Origin of the sequence: Nostoc sp. 106C, from assembly GCF_002154725.1 — a bacterium.
In the GTDB taxonomy this organism is placed as follows: Bacteria; Cyanobacteriota; Cyanobacteriia; order Cyanobacteriales; family Nostocaceae; genus Aulosira.
The window spans coordinates 60,576-78,421 of sequence record NZ_MTAW01000045.1 but is presented as its reverse complement, the minus strand read 5'-3'; the positions used below and the strand labels follow the sequence as shown (position 1 = coordinate 78,421).

The 17,846-nt window shown below is 41.3% G+C and carries 16 protein-coding genes; 8 read left to right on the top strand and 8 right to left on the bottom strand.

Annotated features, from left to right (window positions below; translation table 11 throughout):
• Positions 1-96: 96 nt before the first annotated feature.
• Positions 97-1,233, top strand: coding sequence for a SpoIIE family protein phosphatase (locus tag BV375_RS03160; protein ID WP_086757176.1), 1,137 nt, complete (start codon positions 97-99; stop codon positions 1,231-1,233).
• Here BV375_RS03160 and BV375_RS03155 read toward each other — a convergent pair whose 3' ends face one another.
• The 4 genes from BV375_RS03155 to BV375_RS03140 all read right to left on the bottom strand — a co-directional run bounded on the left by BV375_RS03155 (position 1,234) and on the right by BV375_RS03140 (position 4,038).
• Positions 1,234-1,563, bottom strand: coding sequence for an STAS domain-containing protein (locus BV375_RS03155; RefSeq protein ID WP_086757174.1), 330 nt, complete (start codon positions 1,561-1,563; stop codon positions 1,234-1,236).
• A gap of 732 nt (positions 1,564-2,295) precedes the next feature.
• The gene (gene grpE, locus BV375_RS03150; protein WP_086757173.1) at positions 2,296-2,988 is read right to left on the bottom strand and encodes a nucleotide exchange factor GrpE; all 693 of its coding nucleotides are present in this window, start codon (positions 2,986-2,988) and stop codon (positions 2,296-2,298) included.
• Positions 2,989-3,206: 218 nt separating this feature from the next.
• Positions 3,207-3,698, bottom strand: coding sequence for a Dps family protein (locus BV375_RS03145; protein WP_086757171.1), 492 nt, complete (start codon positions 3,696-3,698; stop codon positions 3,207-3,209).
• A gap of 76 nt (positions 3,699-3,774) precedes the next feature.
• Complete coding sequence (locus tag BV375_RS03140; RefSeq protein ID WP_086757169.1) at positions 3,775-4,038, bottom strand: sulfiredoxin; 264 nt, start codon at positions 4,036-4,038, stop codon at positions 3,775-3,777.
• 109 nt (positions 4,039-4,147) lie between these two features.
• On the opposite strand from BV375_RS03140, the gene BV375_RS03135 reads away from it, so the two are divergent.
• A complete protein-coding gene (locus BV375_RS03135) occupies positions 4,148-5,815 on the top strand; it encodes a SpoIID/LytB domain-containing protein (protein ID WP_086757209.1) in 1,668 nt (555 codons plus the stop codon).
• 315 nt (positions 5,816-6,130) lie between these two features.
• On the opposite strand, the gene BV375_RS03130 is transcribed toward BV375_RS03135, so the two are convergent.
• Positions 6,131-6,430, bottom strand: coding sequence for a ferredoxin (locus BV375_RS03130; protein WP_086757167.1), 300 nt, complete (start codon positions 6,428-6,430; stop codon positions 6,131-6,133).
• 548 nt (positions 6,431-6,978) lie between these two features.
• Here BV375_RS03130 and BV375_RS03120 point away from each other — a divergent pair.
• The 3 genes from BV375_RS03120 (at position 6,979) to BV375_RS03110 (ending at position 9,598) form a co-directional block, all read left to right on the top strand.
• A complete protein-coding gene (locus BV375_RS03120; protein WP_086757163.1) occupies positions 6,979-7,983 on the top strand; it encodes a Gfo/Idh/MocA family oxidoreductase in 1,005 nt (334 codons plus the stop codon).
• A 17-nt stretch (positions 7,984-8,000) separates the two neighbouring features.
• Positions 8,001-8,780: a type I methionyl aminopeptidase gene (gene map, locus BV375_RS03115; RefSeq protein WP_086757161.1), complete on the top strand. Its 780-nt coding sequence runs from the start codon at positions 8,001-8,003 to the stop codon at positions 8,778-8,780.
• A gap of 185 nt (positions 8,781-8,965) precedes the next feature.
• Positions 8,966-9,598, top strand: a complete 633-nt coding sequence (locus BV375_RS03110; RefSeq protein WP_086757159.1) for a restriction endonuclease subunit R — start codon at positions 8,966-8,968, stop codon at positions 9,596-9,598.
• Positions 9,599-9,704: 106 nt separating this feature from the next.
• On the opposite strand, the gene BV375_RS03105 is transcribed toward BV375_RS03110, so the two are convergent.
• The gene (locus BV375_RS03105) at positions 9,705-11,057 is read right to left on the bottom strand and encodes a pentapeptide repeat-containing protein (RefSeq protein WP_086757157.1); all 1,353 of its coding nucleotides are present in this window, start codon (positions 11,055-11,057) and stop codon (positions 9,705-9,707) included.
• A 631-nt stretch (positions 11,058-11,688) separates the two neighbouring features.
• Here BV375_RS03105 and BV375_RS03100 point away from each other — a divergent pair.
• From BV375_RS03100 to BV375_RS03090, 3 genes are all read left to right on the top strand, one after another.
• Complete coding sequence (locus tag BV375_RS03100) at positions 11,689-12,432, top strand: tetratricopeptide repeat protein (protein ID WP_086757155.1); 744 nt, start codon at positions 11,689-11,691, stop codon at positions 12,430-12,432.
• A gap of 179 nt (positions 12,433-12,611) precedes the next feature.
• A complete protein-coding gene (locus BV375_RS03095; RefSeq protein ID WP_086757154.1) occupies positions 12,612-13,505 on the top strand; it encodes an NAD(P)-dependent oxidoreductase in 894 nt (297 codons plus the stop codon).
• A gap of 89 nt (positions 13,506-13,594) precedes the next feature.
• Complete coding sequence (locus tag BV375_RS03090) at positions 13,595-13,774, top strand: hypothetical protein (protein WP_086757152.1); 180 nt, start codon at positions 13,595-13,597, stop codon at positions 13,772-13,774.
• Positions 13,775-14,255: 481 nt separating this feature from the next.
• Here the strand turns inward: BV375_RS03090 and gcvP are convergent, their stop codons facing one another.
• Positions 14,256-17,195 (bottom strand): aminomethyl-transferring glycine dehydrogenase, encoded by a 2,940-nt coding sequence (gene gcvP, locus BV375_RS03085; protein WP_086757207.1) that lies wholly within the window; start codon positions 17,193-17,195, stop codon positions 14,256-14,258.
• A 147-nt stretch (positions 17,196-17,342) separates the two neighbouring features.
• Positions 17,343-17,732, bottom strand: coding sequence for a glycine cleavage system protein GcvH (gene gcvH, locus BV375_RS03080; RefSeq protein ID WP_086757150.1), 390 nt, complete (start codon positions 17,730-17,732; stop codon positions 17,343-17,345).
• Positions 17,733-17,846 lie beyond the last annotated feature (114 nt).

Below are 17,846 nucleotides of genomic sequence, written 5' to 3'. Positions count from 1 at the left end.
ATTGCATCAGCAAGCTTACTAACCCATTACTACTCCTTACCATATTTTTATTGCTGATTTATAGCAATTACTACCTAGTATTCCGCGCCGTTCCCTATGTTTAAAATTCTAGTAATTGATGACGATCTTTCAATATTAATACTCCTGAAAAGGATGTTACAAAAACAAGGTTATGAGGTAGTCACTGCTACTAACGGTGAGGAAGGAATTACTCAGGTACTAGCTTGCCATCCAGCACTAATTATTTGTGATTGGATCATGCCAGGGTTAAATGGTTTAGAAGTCTGTCATCTAATTAAAACAGATCCCAAATTATCTACAATTTTCTTTATTTTATTAACTTCTTTGGATTCAGTCGCCGATCGCGTCAAGGGTTTGGATGCTGGTGCAGATGATTTTATCTCTAAACCTATCGAACAGAACGAATTGCAAGCACGGGTAAGAGCAGGATTGCGCCTACACATTTTAAGCCGAGATTTGCAAACCCAAAAGCAGCTTCTAGAAGCCGAATTAGCAGAAGCCGCAGAATATGTGCGATCACTTCTACCTCTTCCTATCACCGAACCCTTGAGCATCAATTACCGATTTCTTCCTTCGCGACAACTCGGTGGCGATTGTTTTGATTACTACTGGCTCGATGCCGATTGTTTGGCAATTTACCTACTAGATACCGCCGGACACGGACTCAAAGCGACTCTTCCTTCGATTTCAGTGTTAAATTTACTGCGATCGCGTGCTCTTGGTAGCTTAAATTACTATCAACCAAGCGATGTCTTGAAAGCTTTGAATGATACTTTTCAGATTAATTATCAAAATGATAAATACTTTACTATCTGGTACGGAGTATATAACAGAGTTAAGCGCCAGTTAATTTATGCTAGTGCCGGACATCCACCAGCAATATTATTATCTAGTGAAAATTTGAAGAATACTGAAGTTGAAATGTTGAGAACCCCCGGTATGCCAGTTGGGATGTTTCCCGAGGCAAAATATATTGATGGGTTTTGTAATATTAAAACATGCAGTACTCTTTATATTTTTAGTGACGGCGCTTACGAAATCACTAAATCAGACGGCATAATTTGGAGCTTAGATGCTTTTATTCAGCTAATTTTAAGTTTACAGAATAAAGTTGATTTCCGTCTTGACCAAATCTTAAACTACCTAATGGCTTTGAATTCCCAAGAAGCTTTTGACGATGATGTCTCCATTCTTGAAATTAAATTTGATTAATTAAGCCTTAGAGAGTACTGTTTGGTAAAAATCATCTTGACTAGAAAATATTTCAAACACTTTATCCATACTAGTCAATTCAAATAATATCCTTACTTGCTCATTAATTGAGCAAAGTACAAGCTTGCTATTTGCCGCCCTCAAGGTTTTAAAAGCTAACACTAAAGCTCCTAACCCAGAACTATCCATAAACGTCACATCTTTAAAATCAACTAAAACGATTCTTGGGCTTTTTTCTATTAATTCAGCGAGTCTTTGACGTAATTCATGGGAAGTATCGGAGTTGATAATTCCACTCAGTTTAATAACTTGTACTTCTGTTTGTGACATAAAATTCCTTAAAATGTGTCAAAAATGATGTTTCTGAATATTGGCGTATTATATATCAATCCTTATTCATTTGAGAAATCATAGAGTCATGACAATTTATGAACTCTTAATCCTGACTGATGAGTTATAGATTATGAATGATGTATATCATTAAAATCTGAATCCATAACTACCAATTATTAACTAATAAATAACTTAGCTGGGCACAATAACTTTCCATCATCGGCTCTGGAAATCCGGCATGGAATAACATATAGCACTTCTTAGGTACGTAAATTACACTTTACTAAAGCAAAAGTCTTATTTTCTAGTACCTAAAGTTGTGTATACTAGCCAGATGAAATCTGCTGTAGTTAAGTTGACTATGTTTGATAAATAGCTTACAGCAGTTTTAATGCCTACTGAAGACATAGAACTCGCTTTTCTATGTCTTTTGCTTGTTGGTCTACCTGAAATTTGCCTGAGTTCGGCTGGTGTATTTTCTATGAAGGTTAAAGGGAGCTTTGAGCAACTTGCCACAGGCTAGGGGAACTGTCCCAAAGGTAGAAATAACATGTTAACAAAAGTTTTGCGTCAGTCCTGTCCATGCCTAAATTCCTGTTTATAGGGTTTTTAGATCAGAAACTCTTTGAGGGAGATAGCCTTTCATGTTAATAGAGTTCCCAAATCTTAGGGATCTTTTAACACCTGTGATAGAAATTACTAGATCTTGTCTCACCCTATTCCCCCTGCTCAAATCGGACCCACTTTAGCTCGATACAATAGCTTTTCTCCTTGTCGATAGCCAATGTAACGTACCTTAACTATGTCACCTGGTTGTGAATTCCCTTCCATTAATTGGTGCCACTGGGGATCGTAGGGTAGTTCTGCTCCCACAGGTGCGATCGCTTCTACTCCCCACCCCTGTAATAGTTTTTCTAAAGGCTTTTGCACCAACGGCAATATTTTAATGGCTGGTAGCTGCGGATTTTCCTGGGCTTTCTGCGCTGCTGTTGGCCATTGCAATAACAACGACTCTAAAAGTTGCAAACTCGTCTGCTGGAACTCTTGTTGTAATACCTCTCGCTGCTGTTCTAGTGCTAGCCGCGATCGCTCATATTCTGTTTTTAAATTCGCAACTTCTTGTAATAATTCTTGCTCATTAATTTTAAGGGCTGAGTGCTGCTGTTTTTCTAGCTTTGCCTTTTTTATCTCTCCGTCAGAACTCATACCTGAAAAAGTTGCTACTAATTCATCCAAATTTATCTGTAGCACTTGCGACAGCTTGAGTAGTATATCCACTCTCATCTGCTCTACCTTTCCCTGCCGGAGTCGCAAAATTTGACGCTCTGAGACGCCAGTAGCACGACTCAGCGCTCTAAAACTTGAAATACCCACTTGTCGCATTAAGTCTTGCAACAAGTGGGTGAAATTATGATTGGGCATGGAGCATGGGGAATTGGGCATAGGGCAAAACAGTTCTGAGTTGCGAGTTCTGAGTCAAGAAGTGAGTAACTCAGTACTGGGTACTCAGCACTCTTGAGGAGCAATAGTCAATAGTCAAGAGTCAAAAGGCAATAGTTATTTCTTTTACCCCCTACTTTTTCTACCTTGTCCCATTTCTCTCCACCCTCTCCCACACTTCCCACACTTCCTACTCTCCTCTATTCTTCCAGCAAACTTCTCAACATCCAAGCGGTCTTTTCATGTACCTGCATCCGTTGAGTCAACAAATCGGCTGTAGGTTCGTCGTTTACCTCGTCTACCACAGGAAAGACAGACCGTGCAGTTCGGACTACGGACTCTTGCCCTTCCACTAGTAGGCGAATCATTTCCGTAGCTTTAGGAACTCCTGGAGTTTCAGAAATTGAACTCAGTTTGGCATATTCGCTATAGGTTCCCGGTGCTGGATAACCAAGTGCTCTAATTCGTTCAGCGATTAAATCAACTGCTAGAGCTAGTTCTGTATACTGCGTCTCGAACATCAAATGCAAAGTTTGGAACATTGGCCCAGTCACATTCCAATGGAAATTATGAGTTTTGAGATACAGCGTATAGGTATCAGCTAACAACCGAGATAGCCCTTCAGCAATTTTAGTTCTACTGGCATCATCAATACCGATATTCAACGCTAGACTTTCTGGTTTAGATGGCATAATTTTCTCCTAATCAGTTATTTATTTAGTTGTCTGTTGTCGGTAATTGCTTTTTACATTAACTATTGACATTAACTCATGCTAAGTGCATCTTGAGAACGCTACGAGGAGCTTTGCGGACTCTAGCTAAGATTGTTTCTTTACCTAGACGTTGACATGCTTCATACCGATGGCAACCAGAAAAGCCATAATACAGTCCTTCTACTTCTAGGACATCAATCGGTTCTTGCTGCCCGATCGCCGCAATCGATTCCATTAAAGCCTGTACTTTATTCGGATCGTTTGTCCGGGGCAACGGCCGCTTAATCTGATTGAGTGGAATTTCTTGGATTTTAACCATAAGGGTTTCCTAACTAATTCCCTTTTTTGACCATATATAAATCATAGTCGTTATGACTTTATTTTGCAACTCTTGGGGCAAAACTGCTAATGGTATCATTGGAGCACTCATGCGACAAAACCACTACGCTACAAAGCAATTGGAGAATCCGCCCCAACGCCGCGCCCAGGGGCAGAATCAAGTTTCTCGAAAAATGTCGGACTGGAATTTTTCCCGGACTCTACTGACGGCATTCTGTCTATTAGGACTAACTGCTGCATCAGGCCCTGAGAGCAAAACTAAGGATGTGGTATTAAAAATTGGGATTGTACAAAGATTTGGGGAACAACCCACAGCCAAGCTGCAATTGGAACCAAGCAAAGGCGATCGCTTAAAGCTGAGATTTAAGACAGGTAATCGAGAGCAAACCCTAGTCACTCAGAACCCCCTGAAGCTGGAAATAGCCATGCAGGCTTTACCCCAACCAGCAGTTGATGAGGTGTTAGTTTTAGGTACTTACCGTACCTTTGAAACTGCCGAGGATAGTGCCCAACATTGGCGTTCTCAGGGAATAGAGGTAGAAATAGCCCAACCAGAACGCTGGCAAGTGTGGGCAAAACGAGATGTTTACAACACTCCTCTACTGCGGAGACTACTATTGCAGGGCTTACAAGGTTCTAGTCAGAATACGGCATACCTGGATACAAAAATTTCGCCAAAATTGCCGCGAGTCAGTTGGGTAATCAATGGTAAACACTACAGTCGGAATAATGTCAAAATTAGCACTGACAAAAACTTGATTCGGGTAAATAAAACCGACAAACCAGAGAATGCTCGTCTTTACGCGGGTCAGATGAACTTACAGCCCAATGCTTATGGTACGTATACTTTAGTTAATGAAGTGCCATTAGAAACTTACTTACGAGGGGTTGTACCTTACGAAATTGGTACGAATGCACCTACGGCATCTGTTGAAGCACAGGCTATTCTCGCCCGCACCTATGTATTAAGAAATGTACGTAGATTTGCTGTAGATAACTATCAGCTATGTGCTGATACTCACTGCCAGGTTTATTATGGGCTAAATGGCGTTGCTCCCAATACAGATCGGGCGATCGCGGCAACCAAAGGCATGGTATTAACTTATCAAAACCAGTTAGTAGATGCGCTTTATTCCTCAACCAATGGCGGTGTGACTGCTTCCTTCAGCGATATTTGGAATGGTGAGGATCGCCCCTATCTCAAGCCAGTAGTCGATGCTTCTATTAATATCTGGGACTTGTCTAGACAAAATTTAGCTGATGAAAATAACTTTCAGAAGTTTATCAGCTTACAAAAAGGATTTAATGAAAGCGACTGGGATCTTTTCCGTTGGCGGAAAGAAACCAGCATAGAAGATATTACTAAGGGCTTGCAAAAATTTTTGCAGGTGAAAAAAAGTCCTTACAGTAAATTTAAAACCATTCAAGCTATGGCCGTACTCAAGCGGTCTGATAGCGGACGTATTCTTGAACTAGCTGTAAAAACAGATATTGGTGTCTTTACTTTACACAAAGATGAAGTTCGTAGCGCCTTTGCTGCTCCCATCAGCACGCTATTTTATATCCAACCCCTCAACAAAGGAAAATCAAGTCTGTGGGGATACGCCTTTATTGGTGGGGGATTCGGACATGGAGTTGGCTTGAGTCAAACGGGTGCACAAAATTTAGCGAAGCTAGGTTGGTCAAGTCCAAAAATTCTGCAATTCTACTATCCTGGGACTCAAATCAAAATTCTTAGCAACGAAATTCAGCCTTAGCAAAAAGAGACAAGGGAGAAATAATGAATCTCAATAACCCTTGACCCAGAACTATTTGAAGACAGAAACGGGGGAATTATAAAGATATTAATTTGAGAAAATCATTAATGGTACTAGCACCACCACATAAATTCACTAATAAAGCAGGAACACACAATTGGCAGTGTTCCTGTTTTCAAGTCAAATTAGACTTTTTGCCAAATTAGTTTTAAAGAACACACAGTAAAGGAAAATTTTTTCCTTTACTGTGCTGCTTTGCTGTTATACACCATCAGTAACTCTTGCAAGAGATTTTATGATTGAGGTGCCTAATTCTTAGTAGAGTTCTTCTTCTTTGTGAGTTTCGATGGTCACATCAGAGGTGGGATAGGCAACGCAAGTCAGCACATATCCAGCTTCGATTTGATCGTCGTCTAAGAAAGACTGGTCAGATTGGTCAACGGAACCAGATACGAGTTTACCTGCACAGGTAGAACAAGCACCAGCGCGGCAAGAGTAGGGTAAGTCAAGGCCAGCTTCTTCAGCAGCGTCTAGAATATAAGTATCATCTTCAACGTCAATTGTTTGGTTTAGCCCTTCAGCCTCGTTGACTAATGTTACTTTGTAAGTTGCCATCTCAGTAATCCTCTCTTTTGCGAACGGCAGTATAAGTTATCCTAAAGCAAAGGTAGGCAAAGACCACGGCTACTCTTATGAGATTAGCCGCTGTTTCAAATTTGCTTCAATTCTGATACTACGAGAAAAACTAAAGGATGTAACTGGAAATCGGTCGCGATTAGTAATGAAATTTAGTTATTTAATACTAATAAGTTTTACTTATGTTTATGGTAGTTTATTAAGCCTGTTATTTGAAAAAGTTATAGAAAATTGCATTAAACATGAATAAGTGAATAAAACATTGTGATTTCAGATTTTTGTGCAATTCGCTTTTGAAGCCCGCCAAACCCCAGGGTATGGTATGTTTATTTCCGCGCCCGCTATAGTTAAGAATCTCTGTACGTAATGGCGTTCTGGGCTGAATGATTCCAGCACTCCTTGGGAGTACCCAAAGTGTAGGGTAGTAAGTGTCGCTTGTGGCATCTATAGCCTTAGCAGAGCGCTGTACAGTATAAGCAATTGGCTTTGCCCACACAGAAAACCTACAAACAGAACTAGAAACTGTCATGTATAATTCCGAGGCAACTTTAGAAACAGCAAAAGTGCGGGTGGGGTTGGTTGGTACTGGGTATGCGGCAAAGTTTCGGACTGAAGCATTGCTGCATGATGAGCGATCGCAGTTAGTAGCGATCGCGGGGCATACACTTGAAAATACGCAAGCCTTTGCCAAAGATTACCAAGCTGAGGCGATAAGTTCTTGGCAACAGCTAGTAGAGCGAGAAGATATTGATCTAGTGATTATCTCCACTATTAATCGAGATCATGGTGCGATCGCTCGTGCTGCACTTACACATGGCAAACACGTAATTGTCGAATATCCCCTGGCTTTAGATGTGGAAGAAGCAAAGGAAATCATCGCTTTGGCGAAAGCCCAAAATAAACTACTACACGTCGAACACATTGAAATCTTAGGCGGATTGCATCAAGCGTTGAAGCAACACATAGAAAAAGTAGGTGATATTTTTTATGTCCGTTACAGCACAATTTCACCCAGGTATCCTGCACCCCGTAAGTGGACTTACAACCATGAGTTATTCGGGTTTCCGTTAATGGGTGCGCTGTCGCGATTACATCGTCTGACTGATTTGTTTGGTGAAGTCTTTACAGTTAACTGCCATCAACGATTTTGGCAAATAGAACCGGAATACTATCAAACCTGCTTCTGTCTTACTCAATTATGCTTTACTAGTGGATTGTTAGCACAAGTTGTCTATGGCAAAGGCGAAACCCTCTGGCAGCAAGAACGCAAGTTTGAAGTTCATGGTGAAAAAGGTGGATTAATATTTGATGGCAATCAAGGATTTTTCATGCAAGCTGAGGAAACAACACCGATAGAAGTCGGTACTCGCAGGGGTTTATTTGCCAAAGACACTACTATGGTGTTAGATCGTATTTTTGATGGCAGTCCCTTGTATGTCACTCCAGAAGCAAGCTTATACACTTTGAAAGTTGCTGAAGCTGCCAAAAGAGCCGCTGAAACAGGCTTAACTATATTTATGAAAGATATTTAAGAGATAAATAAAAGTTTATGAAAACCGACACAATCGTTATTTTATCCCAACGAGAATTAGACAAGATGCGTAAGGCGGGACGGCTAGCAGCCCAACTCTTGCAGCATTTAGAATCAATGGTAAAGCCAGGGGTAAATACACTGCAACTCAATGATGAAGCCGAACGTTGGACTCAAGCACATGGAGCAAAAAGCGCACCTCTCGGCTACAAGGGTTTTCCGAAATCGATTTGCACTAGTGTAAATGAGGTAGTTTGTCACGGTATTCCTAATGCCAAACAAATTCTCAGGGATGGTGACATCATTAATATTGATGTAACGCCGATTGTTGATGGCTACCACGGCGATACATCCAAGACATTTTTGGTTGGTTCTCCTTCGCCAAAAGCGAAAAAGTTGGTAGAGGTGACCCAGGAGTGTCTGCGGCGAGGGATTGCTGAAGTTAAACCAGGTGCCCGCATTGGCGACATTGGTGCAGCCATTCAAGAGTATGCCGAGTCTCAAGGCTTTTCTGTGGTACGAGATTTTGTTGGACACGGCGTTAGTAATATTTTTCACACTGCACCAGATATTCCTCACTACGGTACACGCGGTAAAGGGAAGCGTTTGCGGCCGGGAATGGTGTTTACAATTGAGCCAATGATCAACGAAGGTACTTGGGAAGTAGAAGTTCTCAGCGATGGTTGGACTGCTTTAACGCGCGATCGCAAACTTTCGGCTCAATTTGAGCATACCTTAGCTGTAACTGAAGATGGCGTGGAGATCCTTACCCAAGCTGAAGGTGACTTTTCCCCTTAAGTCTGAAAACATCGAAATAGTAAGGGTTTTAAGCCACAATAAATTCTCAACAACTTATATTTAATGATAGTAGGCAATGAGAAAATAAGATTTTGGTATAGGAGTATCGTAAGCGATCGCTCCGCCAAAAAGATACCGGAGAACTCAGAAGCTGAAGGTGATTAAGATTCAAGGGAACTTAACTTATGGTTTACACTCTTGCTGCGGAAAAGATCACACTTGAGCAATTGATATTGCTTTATGGACTAGAGTTAGTTGATACGGAAGAATTCTTTCGAGAGTGGCAAGAGGACTTACCAGAACTGACAAATATTGAAAAGCAGCTATTAGATCAAATCAAGGCTGGTTACATCAATTTACGAAACTATCCACCGTTATTAGAAAATACAGTTAACACGATTGTTTTATCGCCATTGCTATTTATTGGTAAGTTTTATTTACCGCCTTTTCACATCAAAGTAGAACAATCTATCGAAATTGAAACACAAGATAAACAAACCATCATCAAAGGACGAATTGATTTCTTATTACTGAATCAAAAATTTTGGGTAACAGTCATTGAGTCAAAACAGGTTGCTTATTCTGTAGAGGCAGGACTTGACCAAATTTTGGCGTATATGCTCGCTGCTCCCCAATTACAAGATGTAGTATTTGGCATGATTACTTCTGGCGGCAGCTTTATGTTTATTAAACTGCTCAAAGGTAATCCTCCTCGCTATGCCACTTCCGATATTTTTGATGTCCGTAATCGTGGCAATGAGTTATATCATGTCCTCAGAATTTTGAAACATATTAGTCAATTGACAGCGAGCAATTGAATATATAGCGATCGCATATAAGTTGTGAACAAGGTTTTATTTTCATGAACCGCCAAGAACCCCAATATAGTTCTCCCTGGCAACGCCCACTATAGCAACTGCCTGATTATCTCCCCAATTTATTAGGAATACCTTCACAGCCACCAGGAATAGTACCTCTAGTTTTTTCCCCGCCCCAAGCACAGCAGTAATAACGCGCTGACTCAGACATACGTTGTACATCGGTAAAATCAGCATTTTCAACCACAGCACCAGTATGTTCACCAGTTTGATAGTTTGGTGGTGCAGTGCGGCTGCGGGGTGATGCTTTTTCCGCTGCACCATAAAATAGACGAACTCCATTAAGATCGGCGGTGCCGAGTTTGGCATCATAAAGGATGGTGCGGGAAAGGTTGGCTTTTACCAAGTCACAACCACTGAGATCGGCGCGGACAAGATTAGCTTCGCTGAGGTCAGTCCAACGCAAATCTGTGCCAGCCAGGTCGGCGCCAGCTAGCATCACGCCTAAATCGATGACACGCACACCTTCGAGGCGATCTTCGGCATAACCGCCTACACCGTTGAGAATCGCTCTTCCCAAACGGCGATCGCGTTTGAGGGGTGTGAGTAATTTAGAACGGGAAAGAAAGCGGAGAATCTTTGCTTTCCCGCTACCATCGACACTGCTCAAAATTGCTGCTGTGCGTCCTTCTGCAATCGACCGTTCTTGGGGCCAGTCTTCTAATAGTCCTTCTTCATCTAATACCAAGTCTGAAATGCCTTGGAAATAAGAATCTATTGTCTGCTGCTGGGTAATAATATTTTGTTGGACTGTTAGCAGATTTTGCTGAATTGTCAAGTCTTTAGAAATAACGTATTGTCGCCAAGCCACGTAAACAGCAATGATGGCGATCAGAATTTGCCCCAAAGCGCCAAACCACTCCGCCAATGTCCCAGAAGCATCCCAATTAATCTTGAGTCCCCAAGCAGACAAGCGATCGCCCAAACCGGAAAATTTCACTAAGCCGATAATGCCTACTAATAATCCTACAAAGGCAATTAACAGTGTTCTATCTTGGGGTGAAAACCATTCTCTGATTACAGTTTGCAACCAAGGCAATAGCATCGCCAGAGACAAAATTAAAGTTACTAAGGTGCCAAAAATGCCAATTAGCCAGTTATTTAGGGCAAGTCCGATGATTGTGATGGCGATCGCTAATAAAGTAATCAGCAATGCCCTGGGCTTTACCGTAACTACATTAATTATTGGTGATTTGAAGAAAGAACGGGCTTGTTTCAGAGTTGCTGTATTTTGTGGAGATTGCAAAGCAGCAATCGCAGCTAAGGCTTGTTGTGTAGCCAGCCCGTCTGGTGTTAGATTATGCTCACCTGTCCCACCATCAAAATCATCTGGTTGCGAGTCTTCTTCCGAGATGGGATCTGGGGTTGGTGAATTGGAGGAGTTGGATTCAATCGTCATTCTTTATATTGTGCCCCAGCATACTCAGTTCAACAGCTGTTTTATGTTAACTGCTAGAGGGTAGGCTAAGGCAATATGGCAATTCTATTCAAGTTGGGAAAATCATTGTTTTTCGAGGAAACAGCATTAGTATGCCCCTTTTTGGAGGATATGACGTTAAGGAAAATCAATAACTTCTCTCAGCAGGAGTTTATTTGGTTGGAGAACAATTTGGCAGGTCTCGTGTTAAATTGCCAACTCTGATATAAAAATAGGTGAAACTTAACATTGCTTGCCTTCAACAGCTTTTTTTTAAACACTCATCTCATAGTTTTAGTTTTTTGTTTTCTGATTGTTAACCAAAATTTATTAAGTCTAAAATTTCTGCAAATTGAAAACATAATATGCCTTTAGCAATCTACTTCTTAAGGTAGTTGGCGAATATAGTATGACCATTTTTTGGTGAGTATAGATATTAAACTAACGAATTTACTTGCCTTGTTAAAGCTTATTATGTTATCGTTTTATTATCTTTATGCAAAAATCAAAACTTAAAAAATCAAAGAAAAAATTGATAAAAATAGTGTAGTTTGATACTATTTTTTAAGAGAAATAAGTCTTAGCATCGTATTATGATTTCTGTAGGTACAGCATGGTCTTGTGGCGCTGCTTGATTGCCTCTAGCTTTATCACTTTCTCGACATTTGGCTGTAGTGATTGGGCAAATTCAACGGCAGAAAATACCAAACAAGTTGTACAGCAAAGTAATGTTGCCCAGCTTCTAATAAAAGCAAAATCACCGCAAAAGGCAGAGGATTTCTTAAATCAAGGTAATAACCTGCTAGATGCTCATCGCTACCAAGATGCGATCGCAGCATACGATAAAGCGCTCGCTCTTAAACCTAAAATTGCCGAAGCGTGGATTAACCGAGGCAATGCCTTAACGTCTCTACAACGCTACAAAGAGGCGATTACATCCTACGATCAAGCAATTAGCATCAAGCCTGATAAGGATATAACTTGGTATAATCGCGGCAATGCGTTAACATCTTTGCGAAGCTATCAAGAGGCGATAGTAGCATACGATAAAGCGATCGCTCTTAAACCTAGCAAGTACGAAGCCTGGATTAACCGAGGTATTGCTCTTACAAAACTGCAACGCTATCCTGAAGCATTGAAATCCTACGATACAGCGATCGCAATTAAGCCAGATAAGCATGAAGCATATTACAATAAAGCTTGTTCTTATGCTTTACAGCACAATGTAGAATTAGCAATTATAAACTTGAATAAGGCAATCAAACTAGCTCCTGGTAGATATCAGAAATTAGCAAAAACCGATTCAGATTTTAATAAAGTACGTAGCGATAAAAGATTTCAAAACTTGATTCAATAATTTAGCACTCCTATTTGATTTGTAAACTTACTCGTAGGTGTAGGAAACACACAGAAATTAGTAGGTTTGGCAGCGCTCTCCTATTACTGTATTCATATGTTTAAAAAATTGAATATAAATCTTCTATCAGGATACTATATTGTCTAGTTTATCTAGAAATAGAGCGTTTTTAAATAGATATGAAAAGATTATTAATTACTGGAGCCAGTGGTTTTTTAGGATGGCATATTTGCCAGATAGTAAAGCCAGAATGGGAAGTTTACGGTACTTATTTTTCTCATTCTCTAGAAATACCTAGCGTCAATACGATAAAAGTCAACTTGACTGATTTTCAAGAATTAAAAGATATATTTAATCAGATTAATCCCGCAGCAGTTATTCATACTGCTGCTCATTCTCAACCTAACTTTTGTCAAACTCATCCCCAAGAATCATACAAAATTAATGTGACAGCATCTTGCAATATAGCCGGACTCTGTGCCGACCGTGCAATTCCCTGCGCGTTTACATCAACTGACTTAGTTTTTGATGGCTTAAATGCTCCTTATAAAGAGACAGATTTAGTTTGTCCTGTAAGTATTTATGGTGAGCAAAAAGTTAAAGCTGAAACAGGTATGTTAGAAAGATATCCCAATACAGCAGTCTGTCGGATGCCATTAATGTTTGGTACAGCTACACCCACTGCTAAAAGCTTTATCCAGCCATTTATTGAAACCTTACAAGCAGGGAAAGAACTAAATTTATTTATAGATGAATTCCGCACACCAGTAAGCGGTACAACTGCCGCCAAAGGACTATTATTAGCGTTAGAAAAAGTGCAAGGATTGATTCACTTAGGTGGTAAAGAAAGAATTTCGCGTTACGATTTTGGTCAGCTACTAGTAGAGGTATTTCAAATTACTGGTGCTAAACTTCAAGGTTGCCGACAACAAGATATAAAAATGGCAGCACCTAGACCAGCAGATGTTTCTTTAGATAGTTCTAAAGCTTTTGCGTTAGGGTATGAACCTTTATCTGTTCAAGAGGAATTAGCGGCATTAGCTACTAGTCAAGATCATGATTCCAAAAATTAAACAGTAGCATTTTGAAACTGATCGTTTTTATTCTAGAAATGGGAAAGATATTAAATAAGTTGATATAGAAGACATATTTTACGGTAAATATGGTGTTAACCAATGTACTTGACCTCGCCAAACAAGGCAATGCAGATGCGATCGCAAGTCTCATTAGTTATCAAATGCAATCTCAAGGCATAACTGCCAAGGTTACTTTACAAGATAATTGCATATACGTGCTGTTAGAATCAGCCACAGTACCTGATCAAAAAACGGTAGCACAATAAGGTGTAGTTTGAGTAAGGAAACCCAACATTTGCGAAGCTTAATTTTAATTTTTGCAAGCAGTCTAATAAATAATACCAATTTGAAAAAAGAATGCGACAGACTGTAGGGGCACGGCACTGTCCATACGTGTCAACTTAATGTGAAACCCTTGTTATAAGGTGATTTTGTATTCACTCACCTACCATTACGATCCTCGTCACCCCACCCCAGTTTTGTCTAAAGCCAAAACTTCCCCTCCCCGCCTGCGGAGAGAAGTTGCGTGCGGGGGTTCCCCCCCGTTGAGCAAACTTCGGGGGAGGGGATTAAGGGGTGGGGTAAAACGTATGTGGGATAAGCGTTGAGCTTAAGTTGACACCAATGGGCACTGCCGTGACCTCTAGAATATATTGATGTGTCGCAAACATTATTTGAATTGGTATAAAATCACGCAAAAGCACAAAGTCTTTGCGTGATATTTAAATAGATATTATTTAGCAATACCTATTGCTGTGAATAAGCCTCCATTGGCAGACAAGAACAAACAAAATTTCTGTCACCAAAAGCAGCATCAATACGACCAACAGCAGGCCAGAATTTATGTTCGCGAGTCCAAGGTGCAGGGTAGGCAGCTTGTTCACGAGAATATGGATGATGCCATTCTCCAGTGATCAGGCTTTCGGCAGTGTGGGGTGCATTTTTCAAGACATTATCTTGTGCATCCACCTTACCTGATTCAATTTCGGCAATTTCTTGGCGAATCGCAATCAAAGTTTCACAGAAACGATCTAATTCTTCTTTAGATTCGCTTTCTGTTGGTTCTACCATGATTGTACCTGCTACAGGCCAAGAGACAGTTGGCGCGTGGAAGCCGTAGTCTATCAGCCGCTTGGCAACATCATCAATTTCGATACCCGCAGATTTTTTGAGCGATCGCAGATCTAAAATGCATTCATGGGCAACCAGACCATTTTTCCCTTGATACAAAACGGGATAATATTGCTCAAGTCGCTTGGCGATATAGTTGGCATTCAAGATTGCCACTTTAGTTGCTTCTGTCAAACCAGCTGCACCCATCATGGCAATGTACATCCAAGAAATTACCAAGATGCTGGCACTACCCCAAGGTGCAGCGGCTACCGCGCCAATGTGGGAGTGCTGAGTTGATTTATTGATGGAGACAACAGGATGTCCAGGCAGAAATGGTACAAGATGAGAAGCTACGCCAATTGGCCCCATACCAGGGCCACCGCCACCATGAGGGATACAGAAGGTTTTGTGTAGGTTTAAGTGGCAAACATCTGCGCCAATATCTCCGGGACGGCAAATCCCGACTTGGGCGTTCATATTCGCCCCATCCATGTAAACCTGTCCACCGTGTTCATGAACTACAGCACAGATTTCTTGGATTGCTTCCTCGAAGACACCATGAGTTGAGGGATATGTCACCATCAAGGCAGCGAGTTCATGACTATGTTTTTCTGCCTTTGCTTTGAGGTCATCGAGGTCAACATTACCTTGGGAATCACAAGCAACTGCTACAACCTTCATGCCGCACATCACCGCACTAGCTGGGTTGGTTCCATGTGCTGAGGTAGGAATCAAACAGACGTTGCGGTGTGCTTCTCCACGACTTTCGTGATACTGATGAATCACCAAAAGTCCGGCGTATTCACCTTGAGAACCAGCATTCGGTTGTAGGGAAATGCCCGCAAACCCAGTAATTTCCGCTAACCATGCCTCAAGTTGCTGGAACAAGATTTGATAACCCAGCGTTTGGGATGAAGGCGCAAATGGATGAATCTTGCCAAATTCCTCCCAGGTGACTGGTATCATCTCCGCTGTAGCATTCAACTTCATCGTGCAAGATCCCAAAGGAATCATCGATGTAGTTAAAGACAAGTCCTTAGTTTCTAGCTTGTGCAGATAACGTAGTAACTCGGTTTCTGAGTGATAGCGGTTAAAGACGGGATGAGTGAGGTAACTGCTGGTACGGGCAAAGGTTGAGTTTTGTAATGGTGATTGGCGCTGTGCTGCAATCAAGTCTCCAATTTCTTGAAAACTGAAATAAAGGGGATCGGAACCCGCAAAAATCTGCCAAAGTTCTACAACATCATCTACTGTGGTTGTCTCATCTAATGAGATACCAACGGCAGTTTCATCAAAAATTCGTAAATTAACATTTCGTGCTTGGCAACCTTCAAGAATTGTTTCTAGGTTGTGTGTTCCCAACTCTATCCGCAACGTATCAAAGAAAGGTTCAGAACTGATGCTGTAACCCAGACGCTTTAATCCTGCTGCCAACATTAAAGTTAGCTGATGGATATTCTCGGCAATATTCTTGAGTCCATCTGGGCCGTGATAAACCGCGTACATACTCGCCATCACAGCCAACAGTACCTGTGCAGTGCAAATATTACTTGTGGCTTTTTCTCGACGGATGTGTTGTTCGCGGGTTTGTAAGGCCAGGCGCAATGCAGGCTTACCCTGAGCATCTTTTGATACACCGACAATTCGCCCTGGAACTTGCCGCTTATACTCTTCTTTCGTAGCAAAATATGCTGCATGAGGCCCCCCAAATCCCAAGGGAATCCCGAAGCGCTGAGTACTGCCAATAGCAATATCAGCACCAAATTCACCAGGAGGTGTCAGTAAAGTTAAGCTTAAAGGGTCTGCCGCTACCGTCACCAATGCACCCTCAGCATGGGCTTTTTCTATAAAAGCGCGGTAGTTGTAAATAGTGCCGTCACTGGCAGGGTATTGCAAAATTGCCCCAAAAATCGGCTGAGTAAAATCAAAGCTTTGATGATCGCCAATAATAATCTCAATTCCCAGAGGTTTAGCCCGTGTTTGCAGGACATCAATGGTTTGGGGATGGCAATCACGAGAGACAAAATAGGCATTTGCTTTATTTTTGCAAACACCGTAGCTCAAACTCATTGCTTCTGCTGCTGCTGTGGCTTCATCAAGTAATGAAGCATTAGCGATTTCCAAACCTGTTAAGTCAATAATTAGGGTCTGGAAATTAAGCAGCGCTTCCAAGCGTCCTTGAGCAATTTCTGGCTGATAGGGGGTGTAAGCAGTATACCAACCGGGGTTTTCTAGGATATTCCGTTGGATCACAGGTGGCGTGATGCAATCGTAATATCCCATACCTATGAAGGATCGGAAAACCTGATTTTTCTCAGCAATTTTTTTTAATTGGCCCAGTGCGGCATACTCAGTTTGTGCATCTGGTAATTTTAGTGATCCTTTAAACCGAATTGTCTGAGGTACTGTTTTGTCGATCAGGGTATCAAGGCTAGAAAGACCTAAGACCCCAAGCATTTGCTGGATGTCATCAGAGTTAGGCCCAATATGCCTTTGTATAAAATTATTTAAATTTTGCTTCTTTTCACCCAGCACTTGGCGATCGCTAAACTTAAGAATAGGGGCTTTTACCACAAATTGCTCTCCCAATGGAACTATTTAATATTTTGCAATAAATATAAGGTATTGGGCATTGGGTATTGGGTAAGAAGGCAATAGGCAAAATGTATTAGTTATATCTCCTTTGTCCTCCTTTTCCCCTTCCCCATCCCCTACTCCCTGCTACTCCCCTTCCACCTGGGCGCGATATTCATCTGCACTCAAGGCATCAATTATTTCATCAGGGTCATTGACGCGAACTTTGAGAAACCACGCCTCGCCGTAGGGGTCTTCTGCGACTTGTTCTGGAGACTCAATCAATTCATCATTGCGTTCGATAACTGTGCCAGTAACTGGCGAATTCAGGTCTTCAACGGCTTTTACTGATTCAATCGAGCCAAAGGTATCTCCCTTGGTAATAGCATCACCAATTTCTGGCAATTCCAAGAACACAACATCACCTAATTGATCTACGGCAAACTCGGTAATGCCAATGGTAGCAATTTCACCTTCTAAGCGCACGTATTCATGAGTATCCAGGTATTTCAGATCCTGAGGATATTCAAAAGACATATGATTTCCCTCTCCACATCAAAAAATTATTTGCCTCAAGATTAATCCAAGGCATATTTGGTAATTAATCATACTTTGACACTTCTTCAGCTAAAGCACGAAGGATTCTAGCGG